Here is a 17,176-nt window from a genome sequence, read left to right as displayed (position 1 = left end):
CAGTGCCGACGACCGGATACATGACGGCCTTATGCCGACGATCATCGAAGTGGCCGCTCTCGCAGGCGTCTCGACCGCCACGGTTTCGCGCGTTCTCAGCCGCCCCGAACAGGTGTCCGAAGAAACGCGGCGACGTGTCCTGCAGGTCGTTCGCGAGTCCGGCTACACGCCCAACGTCGCCGCACGCAGCTTGCGGACGTTGCGCGCCGCCAAGATTCTGCTGACCGTCCCCGACATCTCCAACGCGTTCTTCGCGAGCGTCATCCGTGGCGCCGAAGAAGCCGCACGTGACGCCGGCTATTCGGTCGTGGTCGGCGACACGCGACACGATCCGGAGGTCGAGGATCAATATGCGGACATGCTCTCGCGCCGCGAAGTCGACGGCCTAATCTTCCTCGGCCACCGCCTGCCCGCCAGCCTCGCGCCGCTGCTGGCGCGCAAAGGCACCGCCGCACCGATCGTCAACGGTTGCGAATACAGCCCCGACCTCGGCGTCCCCAGCGTCCACATCGACAACGCCGCCGCCAGCGCCGACGCGATCCAACACCTGATCGACCTCGGCCACCGCAGGATCGGCGTGATCACCGGCCCGGAGATCAGCCCGATCAGCCGCGACCGCCTTGCCGGCGCGATCGACGCCGCGACCCGCGCCGGCCTGCGCGATGGCCTCCACATCCGGGTCGGCGATTATTCCGCCGGCTCGGCTGTCGACCAGACCCGCGACCTGCTCGCGCACGACGTCACGGCGATCTTCTGCTTCAGCGACGAGATGGCGATGGGTGCGCTCAGCGCCATCCGCAACGCAGGGCTGTCGTGTCCGAGGGACATCTCGGTGATAGGCTTCGACGATCTCCCGCTCGCGCGCTATTTCCAACCGCCGCTTACGACGATCGCCCAGCCAAAGGGCATGATCGGTCGCCGGACCGTCGAACTTCTGGTCGACATCCTCCGCGGCGTCGAAAGCCCTTCGCCGCAAGTCACGCTCCGCCACGAACTCGTGATACGCAACAGCACCGCGCCCCCTGCTTTAGGTCTTTAACCAGCATCGAACTCAGCAGTCGGCACATTCCGACGAAGGGTCTGGCTCTACACTTGTCTCTTGCGGAGAATCGAGTTGGCGACGACCATTGGGCGCGATGATCGACGAGATCGTCCACCCGCGGTAAGAGACCTGTCCTAAGCGACCCTAACCCACGAGGCACTCCGAAATTCCGAAAAGCAGCAGGCGGCATGCTTTGATACCGCGAAGCTGAACCTAGCCGCTACAGTCCGGCTGTCATTGTCCGCTATCGGTAAATGGCAGTTCGAACCAGTTTCGAAGATACCAACGATTTCTATATGGTGGTGCCGCTTACAGGACTCGAACCTGTGACCCCCGCATTACGAATGCGATGCTCTACCAGCTGAGCTAAAGCGGCCCGACGACGGATGTATCCGGTCGAGGGGGCGGCAACTACCAGCGGTTTTGCGGGCTGACAAGCGGTTTGCGAGTTTACTCTGTGTTTACCAAGAGCAGTGCACAAGTGCGGTAACGATACGGGGATCTTTGGGCATGACGACGGCGCGCAGCGTAGAGGATGGACGCGCGGCGGACGCGGATAGCGTGACGCTAGCGCGGGATGCGTTAACGACGCCTGCACATACCGGCGCGTCCGATTCGACCGATGCGGGCGTCAACGACGTGATGTTCGATCTTGGCGGCGATGAACGGCGGATGCACGTGCGCGCCTACAACCATTGGGTGTCGCTGCTGAAGGATCGGCCCTACCCGTCGATCGCCGATCTCGAGCCCGAGACGATCACCGATTTCGGGCCGCACAGCGTGCTGCTCGATTTCAGTCAGGGCATGGGCGATCCGAAGATCGCGTATCTCGGACGGGCACTGCGCGAGGAGTGCGGGCTCGAGGGGCCGATCGCGACGATCGCGGACGTCCCGAGCCGGTCGCTGCTGTCGCGGTTGACCGATCATTACCTGCAGATCATCGCCAATCGCGCTCCAATCGGCTTCGAGGCGGAGTTCGTCAGCAGCCGGGGGCGGACGACGCTGTACCGCGGGATCCTGATGCCGTTCGCGTCGGGTGGGGTGACGATCGACTTCATCTACGGCGTGATCAACTGGAAGGAGCTCGCGGACGCGGATCTTCAGGCGACGCTGTCTGCCGAGCTGGATGCCGCCGTGCATGCGTCTCCGCACGGCTCGGGCGCGACCGCGCAGGTCTGGGCGGATGGGCCGAGCGGTGGCTTCGATATCATGCCTGCCGAGCCGACGCCTGCGGCCATGCAGGAGCTGGTGTTGGATGACCCCTTGCCCGCCGACTATGTGCTTGTCGGGCGGCTTGGCGAGCAACTGGCGATGGCGCGGGAGAGCGCGGCGCAGGTCCGTGCGGCCGAAGCGCGTAGTCGTGCGGCGCTGCACCGGACGCTAAGTCGGGCGCATGATCTTGCGGTGTCGGCCGTGCAGGACGACGATGATTTCAGCGCGATACTCTCTGCTGCCTGCATGCCGGGTGGGACGGACGCGATGACGCAGATCGTCGCGCTTGTGTTTGGCGCAAATTTCGAGGCAGCGCGGTTGGAGACATTCGCGACGGTGCTGCGACACGCCCAGCGGCATCAGGTGCCGACAGGTGGTTTCGCGAGCTTTCTCGGCGGGTTCGACGGTGATCTGGCCGCAATTGCAGTGGCCGAGCGGTCTGAATTCTAGGTGCGCCGCAGCATAACCCTTCGCACCTGCCACAAGGGTTGAGATAGGCGAATAGCGGGCGCATAGGCCCTGACCTATGGCGAACCAATCGTTGAACACGCTCACCGAGACCCTTGCGGGCCGGTTGACCGAACGGGCCCTTCCGGGCGAACTGAGGGACTTCGGGGCAAGCGAGGTCGCGCAGGCCGCGGCGTTCGTCGCCGCGACCGCCGCGCACCGCGACGACGGTGCGCCGGCGATCGCGATTGAGCCGATCAGTGGCGACGACACGCGGCGGCGAATGCGGCTCGCGATCGTCAACGACGACATGCCGTTCCTGGTCGACTCGATTGCGGCGGCGATCGGCGCGCAGGACATTGCGGTCGACCGGATCATCCACCCCGTCGTCCGCACGACTCGCGCGCCCGACGGCACGCTGCATGCTATCGACGCCGATGGCCAGGGTGCAGGTCGCCCCGAATCGATGATCTATCTCGAGATGGAACGAGCCGATGCGCGTGACCGTCGGGGGTTGATTGAGGATCTGACCGCAGTGCTGGCCGACGTCCGTGCCGCTGTGGGCGACTGGCGCGCGATGCAAGCCGCGCTCGACGACGATATTGCGATGCTACCCGAGGGTGAAGGTGCGGCGCTGTTGCAGTGGTTCCTGAACGGGCATCTGACGCTGCTCGGGCATCAGATCTGGCATCGTGACGGGAGCGGCCACGCTGCTCTCGGTATTGCGCGCAACGAACACCGCGTGCCGATCCTTGCCGAGGCCTCGCGCGCACTCGCGATCAAGTGGTTCGAGGCGGGCAACGACGCGCCGTTGTTGCTGAAGTCGAACTTGATCTCGACCGTCCACCGCGCCGTCCCGCTCGACCTGGTCGTGGTGCCAGTGATGGAGGGCGCGACGGTCGCCGGGCTCTCGATCTATAGCGGTTTGTGGACCAGCGCCGCGCTCGCCGCGATGCCGCGCGACGTGCCGGTGTTGCGCACGCGGCTTGCGGCGATGAAGGCAAAGTTCGGGTTCGATCCGCGTGGTCATGCCGGCAAGGCGCTAACGCACGCCTTCACCGCACTTCCGCACGACCTCGTGATCGCGTTCGTACCCGATGCGCTGGAGGACCTCGCGCTGACCGCGATGAGCATCGCGGATCGGCCACGGCCGGCGCTCGTGCTGGTGGAGTCCGCGCTCGGGCGGCATCTGTTCGGGTTCGTGTGGTTGCCGCGCGACGATGTCACCACCGGCCGACGACTCGCGATCGGCGATATGCTGGCCGAAGCGGCGAATGCGAGCGTGCTGAACTGGTCGATCGCGCTGGAAGACGGCGAGGTCGCGATGATCCGCTACACGCTCGATCTGCGCGGCGATGGCCGGATGCCCGATGTCATGCCGCTCGCGCTCCGGTTGCAGCGGATGGTGCGCGGCTGGGTGTCGGACGTCGAGGCGGCTCTGATCGAGACGTTGCCGCCGCCACGTGCCGCACGTCTGGCGCTTAAGTGGGCCGCCGCATTCCCGCAGAATTACCGCAACCTCAGCACGCCCGCCGAAGCCGCCGAGGATATCCAGCGCATCGCCGCGCTTGCCGACGCGGATGCGCGTGGCGTGCGTCTGGTTCCGGGTGAAGCCGGCGCCGACCCACAGCTGAAGATCTACAAGCTGGGTGGTGCCCTCCCCCTGTCCGACGCGGTCCCGGTGCTGGAGAATTTCGGCTTCCGCGTGATCGGTGAGCTGCCGACGCGGTTGCGCGACGACAGCGTGCCGTTCGTGCATGACTTCGTGCTGGAGGCTAACGACGCCGCGCAACAGAGCGACGCCCCCGTACTCGAAGGCGCAATCGCGGCAGTGCTCGAAGGCGCGGCCGAGAACGACGCGTTCAACCGGCTGATCGTCGAACTCGGCATGCGTCCCGAGGCGATCGTGCTGTTCCGCGCGTGGTTCCGGTATCTGCGCCAAGCGGGGCTTCCCTACGGATTGACCACCGTGGTCGATGCGCTGCGGCGTGCGCCGAAGGTTGCCGCCGCCCTGATCGCGCGCTTTACCGCGGTCCACCATCCGGATCATCCCGGCAACGCGATCGAAGCGGACCAGGCGATCGAGGCCGGGCTCGACGCGGTCACCGCGATCGACGACGACCGCATCCTGCGCGCCTATCGCAACCTGATCGCGGCGACGCTGCGCACCAACGCGTTTACGCCTGCAACGTCGGAAGCGCTTGCGTTCAAGCTCGACAGCCATCTGATCCCCGGCCTCCCGGCTCCCGTGCCGTGGCGCGAAGTGTGGGTCTATTCGCCGCGCGTCGAGGGTATCCACCTCCGCGCCGGCCCGGTCGCGCGCGGCGGCCTGCGCTGGTCGGACCGTCGAGACGATTTCCGCACCGAGATCCTCGGGCTGATGAAGGCGCAGCGCGTCAAGAACGCGGTAATCGTGCCGACCGGCGCGAAGGGTGGCTTTTATCCGAAGCAGCTCCCTGCCCCGTCGAACCGCGACGCGTGGCTGGCCGAGGGCACCGAAAGCTACCGGATCTTCATCCGCACACTGCTTTCGATCACCGACAACATCGTCGAGGGCAAGGTCGTGCACCCGGACGGCGTGACGATCCTCGACGGCGAGGACCCGTATTTCGTGGTCGCCGCCGACAAGGGCACCGCGACGTTCAGCGACGTGGCGAACGCGCTCGCACTCGAACGCGGCTACTGGCTGGGCGACGCGTTCGCCTCCGGTGGCTCTGTCGGCTACGATCACAAGGCGATGGGGATTACCGCCAAGGGCGCGTGGCTGAGCGTCCAGCGGCATTTCGCCGAACGCGGTCTCGACGTGCAGAGCGAGAGCATCACCGTCGTCGGCTGCGGCGACATGTCGGGCGACGTGTTCGGCAACGGCATGCTGTTGTCGAAGACGCTGAAGGTCATCGCGGCGTTCGATCACCGCCACATCTTCCTCGATCCCGACCCCGATCCGGCGACCAGCTGGGAAGAGCGCAACCGGATGTTCGCACTGCCGCGGTCGAGCTGGGCGGATTACGACGCCAGCCTGATCTCGAAGGGCGGCGGCGTGTTCGCGCGCACCGACAAGATCGTGAAACTGTCGTCGCAAGTGCAGGCCGCGCTCGGCATGACCGCGAGCGAGATGGAGCCGGGCGCGCTGATCTCGGCGATCCTCAAGGCGCCCGCCGACCTGCTCTGGTTCGGCGGCATCGGCACCTATGTGAAGGCGGCATCGGAAGCGAACGTCGCGGTCGGCGATCCGGCCAACGACCGGTTGCGCGTCAATGCCGAGGATCTGCGCGTGATCGCGATCGGCGAGGGCGCCAACCTGGGCGTCACGCAGGCGGCGCGGATCGTGTTTTCCGCACGCGGGGGGCGGATCAACACCGACTTCATCGACAATTCGGCGGGCGTCGACTGCTCGGATAACGAGGTGAACATCAAGATCGCGCTCAACCGCGAGATGATCGAGGGGCGGCTCGACTATGAGGACCGCAACACGCTGCTCGCCAGCATGACCGACGACGTCGCGCATCTGGTGCTGGAGGACAACCGCCTCCAGACGCTGGCGCTGTCGATCGCCGAGGCGGACGGCGCGGTGGCCGTGCCGAGCTATGTCCGCGTGATTGAGATCTTCGAGGGCGGCGGCAGGCTCGATCGGGCGGTCGAGGGGCTCGCTTCGAACGATATCCTGCTGCGTCGTGGACAGGATGGTCTCGGCCTCACGCGGCCTGAGCTGGCGGTGCTGCTAGCAACCGCCAAGCTCGGGTTGCAGGATGCGATCGAGCATAGCGACATTGCCAAGGATGACGCGCTCAAGCCCGACCTGCATGCCGCGTTCCCGGCGGCGATGCGCGAACGGTTCGGGACGACGATCGACGAACACCGGCTGCGGCCCGAGATCGTCGCGACCAAGCTCGCCAACCGGATCGTCAACCGACTGGGCATCCTCTACCCGTTCGAACTGGCGGAAGAGGAAGGCGCGGCGATGGGCGATATCGCGGCGATGTTCGTCGTTGCCGAACGCCTGTTCGACCTGCCTGCGTTGTGGGCGGAGATCGAAACAGCCGTAATGCCGGAGGCGGCGCGGATCGCGCTGTTCGACGAGGTGGCGGTCGCGACCCGCTCGCAGATCGCAGACCTGTTGCGCGTGTCGGCACCGGGGACGGCACCGGGCGACGTGCTCGCACGGCTGGCGAAGGGCATCACCCAGCTCGACAGCCAGACCGCGGCGTTGCTGCTCGAAGAGGCGAGCGCGCAGAGCAGCCGTATCGCGGGGCAGCTCGAAGCGGTCGGTGCGCCGGGCGATCTGGTGCGCAAGGTCGTTCGCCTGTTCGAGATGGACGGTGCGGTCGGGCTGGCCGATCTCGGCGAGCGGATGTCGCTCGACGAGGCGGTGGTGACGCGGGCCTTCACGCATCTCGGGCAGGCGCTGGGGCTCGACTGGGCGCAGGCGAATGCGGCGCGGATCAGTCCGACCGATCCCTGGGAGCGGTTGCTGGTCGCCGGGCTGGCACGCGATTTCCAGCAGTTGCGGCTGGAATTCCTCGCGCGGTGCGGGGCGCAGGATCCGCAGGGTGCGGTCGAGAAGTGGCTGCTGACGAATGCGGCGCGGGTGGCGCAGTTCAAGGCGGTGATCGACCGCGCGCGCCATGCGGCGGTACCGAACGCGGCGATGCTCGCGCAGATCGCCGGGCAGGCGCGGGTATTGCTGGGGCGGTGACTGCTGTCCCTCTCCCCTGCGGGGAGAGGGAGGGGCCCGCGTGCTCTTGCGCGTGGGAGGGTGAGGGGCGTGAGGCTCGGGACGCGAGTCCCAACTCCCCTCACCCTCCCGTCGCCAAGAGGCTCCTCCTTCCCTCTCCCCGAAGGGGCGAGGGACAGGTTAGGCCCGCCGCGCTACCAGCTCGGCCTTCCACTTCCGCGCGCGCCACCACATGATCACGCCGGTCACCGCCAGTACCGCGGGCAATATCCCGCCCAGGAAGATGATCACCTGCCACAGAGCACCCATGTCGGTGCCATCGTGGATCCGTCGCATCCACCGCGCCACGCCGCCCTGAGGCCGCGCGGGTGCGGCGATCGCGCCGCCGGTGTCGTCCGCAACCTTCACCCCGATCGGCGCGCCGCCGCCCTGGCCCCTGCCCTGAAACGTTACTGTCCAGTCCGCGCTGAGGTCGGTCGGCCAGTTTACGCTCCGCAACGGTGCATTGTCGACGATGCCGCGGGCCTTGCCGATCGCCACCGCCAGTGGCTGCGCGGGCGACGCCAGCGGTTTTGCGCGCATCATCGCGCCGCGATCGGGACCGCCTCTCGGACGCGACGTCTCGCCGGTGAGCTTCCCGAAGACCTGCGGGAACGAGATCCAGGCACCCGTCAGCGACAGCACGAACAGCGGCAGCGCGATCCAGAAGCCGAACAAATGATGCAGGTTGGTTTCGACGTCACGGTGCCGTCGGAACCGGAACCCACGCGTCCACTTCCCAACCGTCGGCCACCACAACCACAGCCCGGTAAAGCACGACACCATCATCGCCACGCCGATCCAGCCGACGATCGAGCGCCCGACGCCGGGGAGTTGCAGGCTCCCGTGGAGCACGTGCAAGAACCGCACGAGCCCGGCGTTCGACGGCGACACCTCCAGCACGCGTGCCGTCGGCGGATCGAGATACACCATCGTCCGCTGGGGAGGCCCTTGCCGGATCGGCGCACTGGCCGAACTGGCCGCGACGATCACCGGGCCGCCGTCGTCGGGCATCGTCAGCGTCGCGATCCGCTCGCCATGCTTCAGCGCCGCGCGCGCCGCCGCGACATAGCTGTCCGGCCCGACCACGGTCCTCCCCGAAACTGCATAGCGCGCCGGATCGACGATCCGATCGAGCGCGTCATGCCACACCAGCGCCGCGCCGCTGAGCGACAACGGTATGATCAGGATCGCCAGCACCAGCCCGATCCACTTGTGGACCTGGAACCACGCGCGCCGCATTGCCAGTTTGTTCATTGCATTCCCCCGTGTCTGGAACGTGGCATGGGGGGGCTGTCGAAGTCCACATGAGAGACGGAGCGCAACATGCTCCCCTCCCTGGAAGGGAGGGGTTGGGGGTGGGTTGGCCTGCTCTGGTCGCGGCGTCTGGAGATACGGAAACCGACCTACCCCCTGCCCCTCCCTTTCAGGGAGGGGAGCAGAAGTCAGGCGTCCGCCCAGCGGCGCAGGAGATTGTGGTACACACCGGTCAGCCGCACGGTGGCTGGATCGCCCTGCCCTTGTGCGGCCGCGACTGCCTGCACGCCCTGGTCGAGATCGAACAGGATCCGCCGCGCGCCGTCGTCACGTACCATCGACTGGAGCCAGAAGAACGATGCGGTACGCACCCCGCGCGTCACCGGCGTCACCCGGTGCAGGCTGGAAGCGGGGTAGAGAACCATATGCCCGGCCGGTAGCTTGACCGATTGTGGCCCGAACTGGTCCTCGATCACCAGCTCGCCGCCGTCATAGGTCGCGGGGTCGTCGAGGAAGAGCGTTGCGGACAGGTCGCTGCGGATGCGAAAATCGGTGCCGCGCTTCATCCGGATCGCGTTGTCGACGTGCAGCCCGAAATCCTGTCCGCCGGTGTAGCGGTTGAACAGCGGCGGGAACACTTTAAGCGGGAGCGCCGCCGCGACGAACAGCGCGGACCTGCCGAGCGCATCGAGGACCATCCCGCCAGCCTCGCGCGCGGCGACCGAGTCCTCGGGCAATTGCTCGTTGCGCTTGGCGAGCGCGCTCTGTGGCCCCGACGTCGCGTTGCCGTCGATCCACTCGGCGTGATCGATCAGCGTGCGGACACGGGCGACGCCAGCAGCATCGAGGACATCAGGGATCGCGATCAACATGGCGTCACTCTAGAATGCGGCGGCGATACCGGCAAACTGCCCGCGTCGCCGCCGAGCCTCACAGGCTGTAGAACAGCGTCAGCCGCACCGAACGCGCCTCGCCCGGCGTCGCCCAGCCATTGTTGCGGATGCCGGTGTAGTATTTTTCGTTGGTGAAGTTCTGCACGTTGAGCTGCGCGGTCAGGCCGTTGCCGACGGTGTACGACAGGAACGCGCGGTGCGTTAGGTAGTCCGCCGAGTCGAAGACGGGAGTCACCACGGTCGTCGGCGCGAGTGGGGTGGCCAGCGCGCTGTTGTTGAGCGCGAACGCCCCCTGATAGGTCAGGCCGTAGCCGAGCTGGAGGCCGAACGGCAGCGTGTAGGTAGTGAACAGGCTGCCCGAATGCTTCGGCGTGTTGGTGAGCTCCTGCCCCGCCTGCGTATCAAGGATCGCGGCCGAGTTGCCGCATGGGTTGGTCGTCGTCGTGGTCGTGCCGACGGTCGTACGGACCGGACCCGGATTGGCGAGACAGAAGTTCGAGACGCTCTGGATGACCTTCGCCTTCAGATACGTGTAGTTGGCGAAGATCGAGAACGCGTGCGAGATGCTGCCGCTGGCGCCCAGCGCGATGCCGTCGACGCGCGAACGGCCGTCGTTGACGCCCAGCGTCGTGACGATCGGGTCGTTCGTGGCGACACGGTAGTTGGTACGCTCGTTGCGGAACACCGCCGCCGTCAGCTGCAGCTTGCGCGAGAACAGGTCCGCCTTCGCGCCGAATTCGTAGTTCACCGCCTTTTCCGGCTTCACGTCGCATGGGTCGAGCTGGCCCGCGGGTGCGTTGATCAACGTACCACAGCCGAGCCGGACGGTCGCCGACGTCGGCGTGGTCGCGTTGCCGTACGACGCGTACAGGCTGACGGTCTCGATCGGCTTAAAGTTAATGCCGCCGCGGTACGAGAACAGCGTTTCGTCGCTCGTCTGGTTCAGGCCGCGTGCATAGGTGCCGAGCGTCGCGTCGGGCACGACCGAGAAGGTATCGGCGCGGAAACGGCCCTTGGCATGCTCGTAGCGCAGGCCAAAATTGACCTCGATCTGCGGGATCACCTTGATCGTATCGAAAGCGTAGACCGCCGCATTGCTCGTCGTGCCCTCCGACCGGCCGGCCTGGATGAAGTTGAACGGGCCGGTGTAGTCGGTGTTCGGGTTGGCGAGGTTGATCGGCGGCTGGGCGACCGTTGCGCCGGCCGCGGTACGCAACGTGTTGCCCGTGACGATCGTGTAATCCTCCTGCGAGACCGACGCGCCGAGAACCAGCGTATGCTCGAGTCCCGCGGTATCGAAGACCGAACGGAGATCGGTCTGGTTATAGAGGATCTGGTTTTCCTGGTTTCGGACGAAACCGCGAGGGCCGCTCGGGTAATAGGAACCGGGTATGTTCTGACCCGGAGCGGTTGCCGTCGGGGCGGGACAGGCCGCCGGCGTCGTCGCGACGTTGGTCAGCGGCTGGGGCTGGAACCCGGTCGACAGGCAGAACACACCTTGCGGGGCGCTCGTCAACGAGTCCTGCTGGACGCGCTGCCACCGGCTCAGGTTGCGGATCAAGACCTTGTCGGAGAAGCTGTGGCTGACCGTCGCGGTGGCCTGGTCGACGGTGATGTCCTGCTTGTCGAGATTCCGGATGCCGTAATAGGCGGAGTTGTCAGCACCCGGCAGCGGCCCGTTGTTCACCGCATTGCGGAAGTACGGCACGCCGTAGACGGGGACGTTCTCGTCCTCCTGATGCAGATATTGCAGCGTCAGGCTGGTCGGGCCCTCGACGCCGACAATCAGCGACGGCGCGACCGCCCAACGCTTGTTGTTCTCGACGTCGCGGCCGGGAATGTCGTTCTTGTGCGCGACCGCATTCAGACGGACCGCGACGAGGTCACTGACGCGGACGTTCGAGTCGAGTGTCGTGCGATAATAATCGTCGGTGCCGACGCCGCCGGACACGACCGTCAACGTTTCCGCCTGCGGGCGCTTGGTGATGAGGTTGATCGTGCCGCCGACCGATCCGCCACCGCCGAACACGCTGTTCGCGCCATTATAGACCTCGACCTGTTGCAGGTTGAACGTCTCGCTGCGGCTATACTGCGCGCTGTCGCGGACGCCGTCGATCGTGATGTCGTTATTGGCGGAATAGCCACGCAGGTTGATGCTGTCGCCGTAGCCGCCGCCGCCTTCGCCCGCACCGAAGGTGATGCCGGGGATCGTCTGCAGCACATCGCGCAAGGTGAGCAGGTTCTGCTTGCGGATCGTCTGGTCGCCGATGATGGTGACCGTCTGCGTGGTGTCGAGCAGGCTGCGCGTCGCCTTCGGGCTCTCCAGCGTGGTCGCGGGAACGGTCTTGCCGTTGACGACGATTTCGTCGCGGTTGAGCTGCTTTTCCTGGTCGTCGGCCGCGTGGACCTTTGCCGATTCAGCTGGGCGGTCGGCAGCGTAGGCTGGTGCGCTGGCAATGAACCCTACGCACGAAAGCGCAAGAAATGCAGGCGCGACGGACGAACGCGACGAAGGACCAGACATGCGAAACCCCTTATTGTTGCGGGTTCGCTATTGAGAGTCGTTTTCACTGTCAACGCTATTGCGACTAATTCTCATGAATCGTTCGAGAACAGCCATGATCTCAAGGCGCTAGCGAGATTGGGGGGATCGTCAGCCAAGATGCGTATCGCGTCGATTTCTGCGACCAGCGCAGACAAGGGCAACGCGAGGCGCGCCGCAGAAGCCTCCAGCGCTTGCCAGAAGATGGGTTCGAGGCTGATGGACGTCTGGTGGCCTGCAATGGTGATCGAGCGTTTGACGGGTCCGTGGAACCCGCCCGCGGGCGCCGTAATGCCGCCGCCCGCGATCACCGGCGGATCATTCGGTATCGAACAGCGAGGCCAACTGCTCGATGATCGTGCCGCCAAGCTGTTCGACGTCCATGATCGTGACGGCGCGCGCGTAATAGCGGGTGACGTCGTGGCCGATGCCGATCGCGACCAGCTCGACCGGCGACTTGCTCTCGATCCAGCCGATCACCTGGCGCAGATGGCGCTCCAGATACGAGCCGGAATTCACCGAGAGCGTCGAATCGTCGACCGGTGCGCCGTCGCTGATCACCATCAGGATGCGACGCTCTTCAGGCCGCGCGACCAGCCGCGCGTGCGCCCACATCAGCGCCTCGCCGTCGATATTCTCCTTCAGCAACCCCTCGCGCATCATCAGCCCGAGTGAGTTGCGCGCGCGGCGCCACGGCTCGTCGGCGCGCTTGTAGACGATGTGGCGAATGTCGTTGAGCCGACCCGGCTGCGGCGGACGCCCGGCGGCGAGCCAGGTCTCGCGGCTCTGCCCGCCCTTCCAGGCGCGCGTTGTGAAGCCGAGGATCTCGGTCTTCACACCGCAGCGCTCCAGCGTGCGGGCGAGAATATCCGCGCTGATCGCCGCGATCGAGATCGGGCGGCCGCGCATCGAGCCGGAATTGTCGATCAGCAGCGTCACCACGGTGTCGCGGAAATCGGTCTCGCGCTCGGCCTTGTAGCTCAGCGACAGCGTCGGGTTGACGATCACGCGCGCCAGCCGCGCCGCGTCGAGGATGCCCTCTTCCTGGTCGAAATCCCACGATCGCGACTGCTGCGCCATCAGCCGCCGCTGGAGCCGGTTGGCGAGCTTCGACACGGTCGATTGCAGGTGGACGAGTTGCTGGTCGAGATAGCCGCGCAGGCGTGCGAGCTCGTCGGCGTCGCACAGTTCGGTGGCGGCGATCACCTCGTCGAACTGCGTCGTCCACGGCTTGTAGTCGAACGCGCCGCCCATGTCCGCAAAGGGACGGTTCGGGCGGACCGGCTGCATGCCTTCCTCGCCATCGTCGCCGGGCTCGCCGTCGATGTCGTCCATCGACTCGTCGCTCTGCTCCTGGCCGTCGCTTTCCTCGTTCTGCTGCTCGGACTGCTCGCCGCGCGCCTCGACTTCGCCCTGGCCGTCCTCGCCCTGGTCGTCGCCTTCGTCGCCCTCGTCCTGCTGCTGCTCGTCGGTACCCTCGTCCTCGGAGCCGCCCTCGTCGCTCTCCTCGGGGACCTGATCGCCCTCGACCAGCTCGAGTTCCTGCAACATCTTCCGCGCGAGACCCTGGAACGCCTTCTGGTCGTCGAGCGCATAGGCCAGCGCGTCGAGATCGGTCTTGCTCTCGATCCACTCCCGCACCAGCGCGAGACCGGGTGCGGCGATCGCGGGCGATTCCTGTCCGGTCAGCCGCTCGCGCACCATTAGGCCAAGCGCGGTCGACAGCGGCACTTCGTCACGGTTGCGCGCGCGCGTAATCGGGTCAGCGCGCAAGCGGACGTCGAGCGCGCGGTCGAGATTCTCGGTGATCCCCGCATAACCGCGCGACCCGAGCGCTTCTACACGTGCGGTTTCGACGGAATCGAACACCGCGCGCGCTACGGCCTCGGCGGGCGCCGCACGATTATGCAGCGCGATGTCGTGATGCTTCAACCGGAGTGCGAATCCGTCCGCGAAGCCACGCGCCTCGGCGACCTGCTCCAGCGGCAGGGCGCGCGCGGGCATCGGCACCTTGATGTGCTTGCCGCTCTGCGTCGGCGCATCGGCGGTGAAGGCGAGTTCGACCTCCGGCTCCTCCGAAATCGCACGCGCCGTGCCGGCAAGAACCGCCTTGAAGCGATCGAGAGGGGTTTCGTTGGCCAAAGGCTTACGCCTTGCCCACCACGCTCTCGGGCAGGTCCTTGCCGAACACGCGCTGGTAATATTCAGCCACCAGCGAACGCTCCGCCTCGTCGCACTTGTTGAGGAAGCTCAACCGGAACGCGAAGCCGACGTCGCCGAAGATCAGCGCGTTCTGCGCCCAGGTGATCACCGTACGCGGGCTCATTACGGTCGAGATGTCGCCGTTGACGAAGCCCTTGCGGGTCATGTCCGCCACCCGCACCATGTTCTCGACGGTCTTCTTGCCCTCGGGCTTGTCGTATTCGCCGGACTTGGCGAGCACGATCTGCGCCTCGACCTTGGCGGGCAGGTAGTTGAGCGTGACGACGATGTTCCAGCGATCCATCTGGCCCTGGTTGATCTGCTGCGTGCCGTGATACAGCCCGCTCGTATCGCCGAGGCCGACCGTGTTGGCGGTCGCGAACAGGCGGAACCACGGGTTCGGGCGAATCACGCGGTTCTGGTCGAGCAGCGTCAGCTTGCCCTCGGTCTCCAACACGCGCTGGATCACGAACATCACGTCCGGGCGGCCGGCGTCGTACTCGTCGAACACGAGCGCGGTCGGCGTCTGCAACGCCCAGGGCAGCAGGCCCTCGCGGAACTCGGTGATCTGCTGGCCGTCCTTCAGCACGATCGCGTCGCGGCCGATCAGGTCGATACGGCTGATGTGCGCGTCGAGATTGATGCGGATGCACGGCCATTTCAGGCGCGCCGCGACCTGCTCGATATGCGTCGACTTGCCGGTACCGTGATAGCCCTGGACCATCACGCGGCGGTTATGCGCGAACCCCGCCAGCACGGCGAGCGTAGTGTCGGCGTCGAAGACGTACGCCGGATCGAGATCGGGGACGCGCTCGTCGGCTTCGGAGAAGGCCGGCACTTCCATGTCGGAATCGATCCCGAACATCTCGCGCACTTTCACCATGCGGTCGGGTGCGTCGAGGATCGTGGTCTCGCGGCTATCTGGCTGGGTATTCGGGATATCGGTCATGTTGGCCTCGTGTTCCCGGTAGCTCTAGGCCAAGCGCGGGCAGTTACTCAACCGCCGCTGTACGATTGGTCAGGCGATTGACCGGAAGAGTTAGACGAACCGCTCGCCAGCCGTGCGGTTCCGGCTGGCGCGTCGTGAAATATCGATCAGAGTAAGTATGGATCACATTCCCAGCTTGTCAGGCAAACGCGGTCGCGCCTTTCAGGTGCTGGTAGGCAGCGATCACCTTCTGCAATTCCGCTTCATGCGCCCGGTCGCCGCCGTTGCGGTCGGGGTGATAGCGGCGAACGAGTTCGCTGTAGCGTTTGCGCAAGGCCGTCCGGTCGGTGTCCGTGCCGAGCCCCAACACGCGCAACGAGCGCCGCTCGCCGTCGGAGAGCACGCGGCCATCCTTTCGCGCCGCCGCCATCCGCTCGCCGAAGCGTGCACCGATCGCATCGATCGGATCGGCGAAGTCCGCCCATTTCGGCGGGGTGTCGCCGCCGCCATGCGCAAACGCGCGCGTCTCGCGTTCCCAGCCCGCCAGCGGGCGCTGCGCGTAGTGAATCTCGTCCGCGGTCATGCCGTCGAAGAAATTATACCCCGAATTGAACGCGCGGACATGCTCGAGGCAGAACCAGCGGAACTGCGGCGGGCCGCCGTCGCTCGGCCCTTCGAGCGGGGGAGCGCGAAATTCGCCGGGCTCCTCGCATTCGCGCCACATGCAGACTCGACCCGTCCCTTCCACGCGGCCGTGAAACCGTGGGCTGGGGCGTTCCTTCCGCTCTTTTCGATCGTCGTCCGCCACCGGCTCCCCGCGCTTTTCAAAACGGGCTATATAGGGAGCATGACAGACCTCGCCACCGGCTCCGTACAGGACCAGATCACCGCCCGCCTCACCGCGACACTCGCCCCGACGCAGCTGACCGTCGTCAACGAGAGCGGCTTGCACGCCGGCCACATGGGCGACGACGGCACCGGCGAGACGCATTTCCGCGTCGAGGTGGAAACGTCGGCGTTCGAAGGCCTTAATCGCGTCGCCCGCCAGCGACTCGTGAACCAGGCGCTCGCCGAACTGTTGAGCACGAAGATCCACGCGCTCGCCATCAAGGCCCGCGCACCCGGGGAAAGCTGATGTCCTACAAGCTCTGGTACTGGCCCTCGATCCAGGGGCGCGGCGAGTTCGTCCGGCTTGCGCTGGAAGGCGCCGAGATCGAGTACGAGGATTGCGCGCGCGGCGTAGGCGAGGACGGTCTCATGGCCGATCTGAACGACCGCGCCGGTCGGACGCCATTCGCACCGCCCTATCTCGAACTTGACGGCCTCGTGATCGCGCAGGTCGCCAACATCCTGATGTATCTCGGCGAGCGTCACGGCCTCGCGCCGTCGAACATGGCGGATCGGCTGTGGCTTAACCAGTTCCAGCTGACGATCGCCGACCTCGTCGCGGAGGTCCACAACGTCCATCATCCGGTCGCGATGATGGACTATTACGACGACCAGAAACCCGAGGCCGCGCGCGCCGCCAAGCAGTTCCGCGAGGCGCGGATGCCAAAGTATTTGGGACATTTTGAGGAGGCCGCGCAGGCGAATGCGGGTGACTGGCTGATCGATCACAAGTGGAGCTATGCTGATACGTCGCTGTTCCAGGTGATCGAGGGGCTGCGGTACATGTTCCCGAAGCGGATGAAGACGCTCGAACCTGACTATCCGAACTTGGTCCGGATTCATGATCAGGTCGCCGAGCTGCCCGGCATCAAGGCCTATCTAAAAAGCGACCGTCGCCTCGCCTTCAACACCGACGGCATCTTCCGCGCCTATCCGGAACTCGACGCGGTATGAGGCTTGGCAGTGTCCTGACACTCAGCACGTCGCCGGCCAGCACCTCCCCGGCGAAGGCCGGGGTCCAGTTGAGAGACAGTGGTAAAGAGGGGCAGCC

At 66.0% G+C, this 17,176-nt stretch carries 12 protein-coding genes and 1 tRNA gene; 5 read left to right on the top strand and 8 right to left on the bottom strand.

Annotation, left to right across the window (positions count from 1 at the left end):
* Nucleotides 1-31 precede the first annotated feature (31 nt).
* Nucleotides 32-1,039 carry a LacI family DNA-binding transcriptional regulator gene (locus C8J42_RS12455; protein WP_133020267.1) on the top strand — a complete coding sequence of 336 codons (1,008 nt, stop codon included), beginning with the start codon at nucleotides 32-34 and terminating at the stop codon, nucleotides 1,037-1,039.
* A gap of 303 nt (nucleotides 1,040-1,342) precedes the next feature.
* On the opposite strand, the gene C8J42_RS12450 is transcribed toward C8J42_RS12455, so the two are convergent.
* Nucleotides 1,343-1,418, bottom strand: a tRNA-Thr gene (locus C8J42_RS12450).
* Between the two features lie 134 nt (nucleotides 1,419-1,552).
* On the opposite strand from C8J42_RS12450, the gene C8J42_RS12445 reads away from it, so the two are divergent.
* Both C8J42_RS12445 and C8J42_RS12440 read left to right on the top strand, forming a co-directional pair.
* Complete coding sequence (locus C8J42_RS12445) at nucleotides 1,553-2,704, top strand: hypothetical protein (protein ID WP_120300693.1); 1,152 nt, start codon at nucleotides 1,553-1,555, stop codon at nucleotides 2,702-2,704.
* A gap of 76 nt (nucleotides 2,705-2,780) precedes the next feature.
* Nucleotides 2,781-7,397, top strand: coding sequence for an NAD-glutamate dehydrogenase domain-containing protein (locus C8J42_RS12440; RefSeq protein WP_133020266.1), 4,617 nt, complete (start codon nucleotides 2,781-2,783; stop codon nucleotides 7,395-7,397).
* A 159-nt stretch (nucleotides 7,398-7,556) separates the two neighbouring features.
* Here the strand turns inward: C8J42_RS12440 and C8J42_RS12435 are convergent, their stop codons facing one another.
* The 7 genes from C8J42_RS12435 to C8J42_RS12405 form a co-directional block, all read right to left on the bottom strand.
* A complete protein-coding gene (locus tag C8J42_RS12435) occupies nucleotides 7,557-8,672 on the bottom strand; it encodes a PepSY-associated TM helix domain-containing protein (protein WP_133020265.1) in 1,116 nt (371 codons plus the stop codon).
* Between the two features lie 188 nt (nucleotides 8,673-8,860).
* The gene (locus tag C8J42_RS12430; protein ID WP_056063827.1) at nucleotides 8,861-9,544 is read right to left on the bottom strand and encodes a Fe2+-dependent dioxygenase; all 684 of its coding nucleotides are present in this window, start codon (nucleotides 9,542-9,544) and stop codon (nucleotides 8,861-8,863) included.
* Between the two features lie 58 nt (nucleotides 9,545-9,602).
* Entirely contained in the window at nucleotides 9,603-12,089 is a 2,487-nt protein-coding gene (locus C8J42_RS12425; protein ID WP_133020264.1) for a TonB-dependent receptor, read from the bottom strand.
* A 71-nt stretch (nucleotides 12,090-12,160) separates the two neighbouring features.
* Entirely contained in the window at nucleotides 12,161-12,415 is a 255-nt protein-coding gene (locus tag C8J42_RS12420) for a ribbon-helix-helix domain-containing protein (protein WP_056064699.1), read from the bottom strand.
* 10 nt (nucleotides 12,416-12,425) lie between these two features.
* Complete coding sequence (gene cobT / locus C8J42_RS12415; protein ID WP_056063833.1) at nucleotides 12,426-14,249, bottom strand: cobaltochelatase subunit CobT; 1,824 nt, start codon at nucleotides 14,247-14,249, stop codon at nucleotides 12,426-12,428.
* A 4-nt stretch (nucleotides 14,250-14,253) separates the two neighbouring features.
* Complete coding sequence (cobS, locus tag C8J42_RS12410; RefSeq protein ID WP_056063837.1) at nucleotides 14,254-15,258, bottom strand: cobaltochelatase subunit CobS; 1,005 nt, start codon at nucleotides 15,256-15,258, stop codon at nucleotides 14,254-14,256.
* Between the two features lie 178 nt (nucleotides 15,259-15,436).
* Nucleotides 15,437-15,961 carry a J domain-containing protein gene (locus tag C8J42_RS12405; protein WP_133020263.1) on the bottom strand — a complete coding sequence of 175 codons (525 nt, stop codon included), beginning with the start codon at nucleotides 15,959-15,961 and terminating at the stop codon, nucleotides 15,437-15,439.
* Between the two features lie 123 nt (nucleotides 15,962-16,084).
* On the opposite strand from C8J42_RS12405, the gene C8J42_RS12400 reads away from it, so the two are divergent.
* Both C8J42_RS12400 and C8J42_RS12395 read left to right on the top strand, forming a co-directional pair.
* On the top strand, nucleotides 16,085-16,372 hold the full coding sequence (locus tag C8J42_RS12400) for a BolA family protein (RefSeq protein WP_056063843.1): 288 nt from the start codon (nucleotides 16,085-16,087) through the stop codon (nucleotides 16,370-16,372).
* Entirely contained in the window at nucleotides 16,372-17,079 is a 708-nt protein-coding gene (locus tag C8J42_RS12395) for a glutathione S-transferase (protein WP_056063848.1), read from the top strand. The genes C8J42_RS12400 and C8J42_RS12395 overlap by 1 nt, the downstream gene beginning before the upstream one ends.
* Nucleotides 17,080-17,176 lie beyond the last annotated feature (97 nt).

Origin of the sequence: Sphingomonas sp. PP-CE-1A-559 (assembly GCF_004340965.1) — a bacterium.
In the GTDB taxonomy this organism is placed as follows: Bacteria; Pseudomonadota; Alphaproteobacteria; order Sphingomonadales; family Sphingomonadaceae; genus Sphingomonas.
The sequence above is the reverse complement of the archived record's forward strand: the minus strand, read 5'-3'. Positions and strand labels throughout refer to the sequence as shown.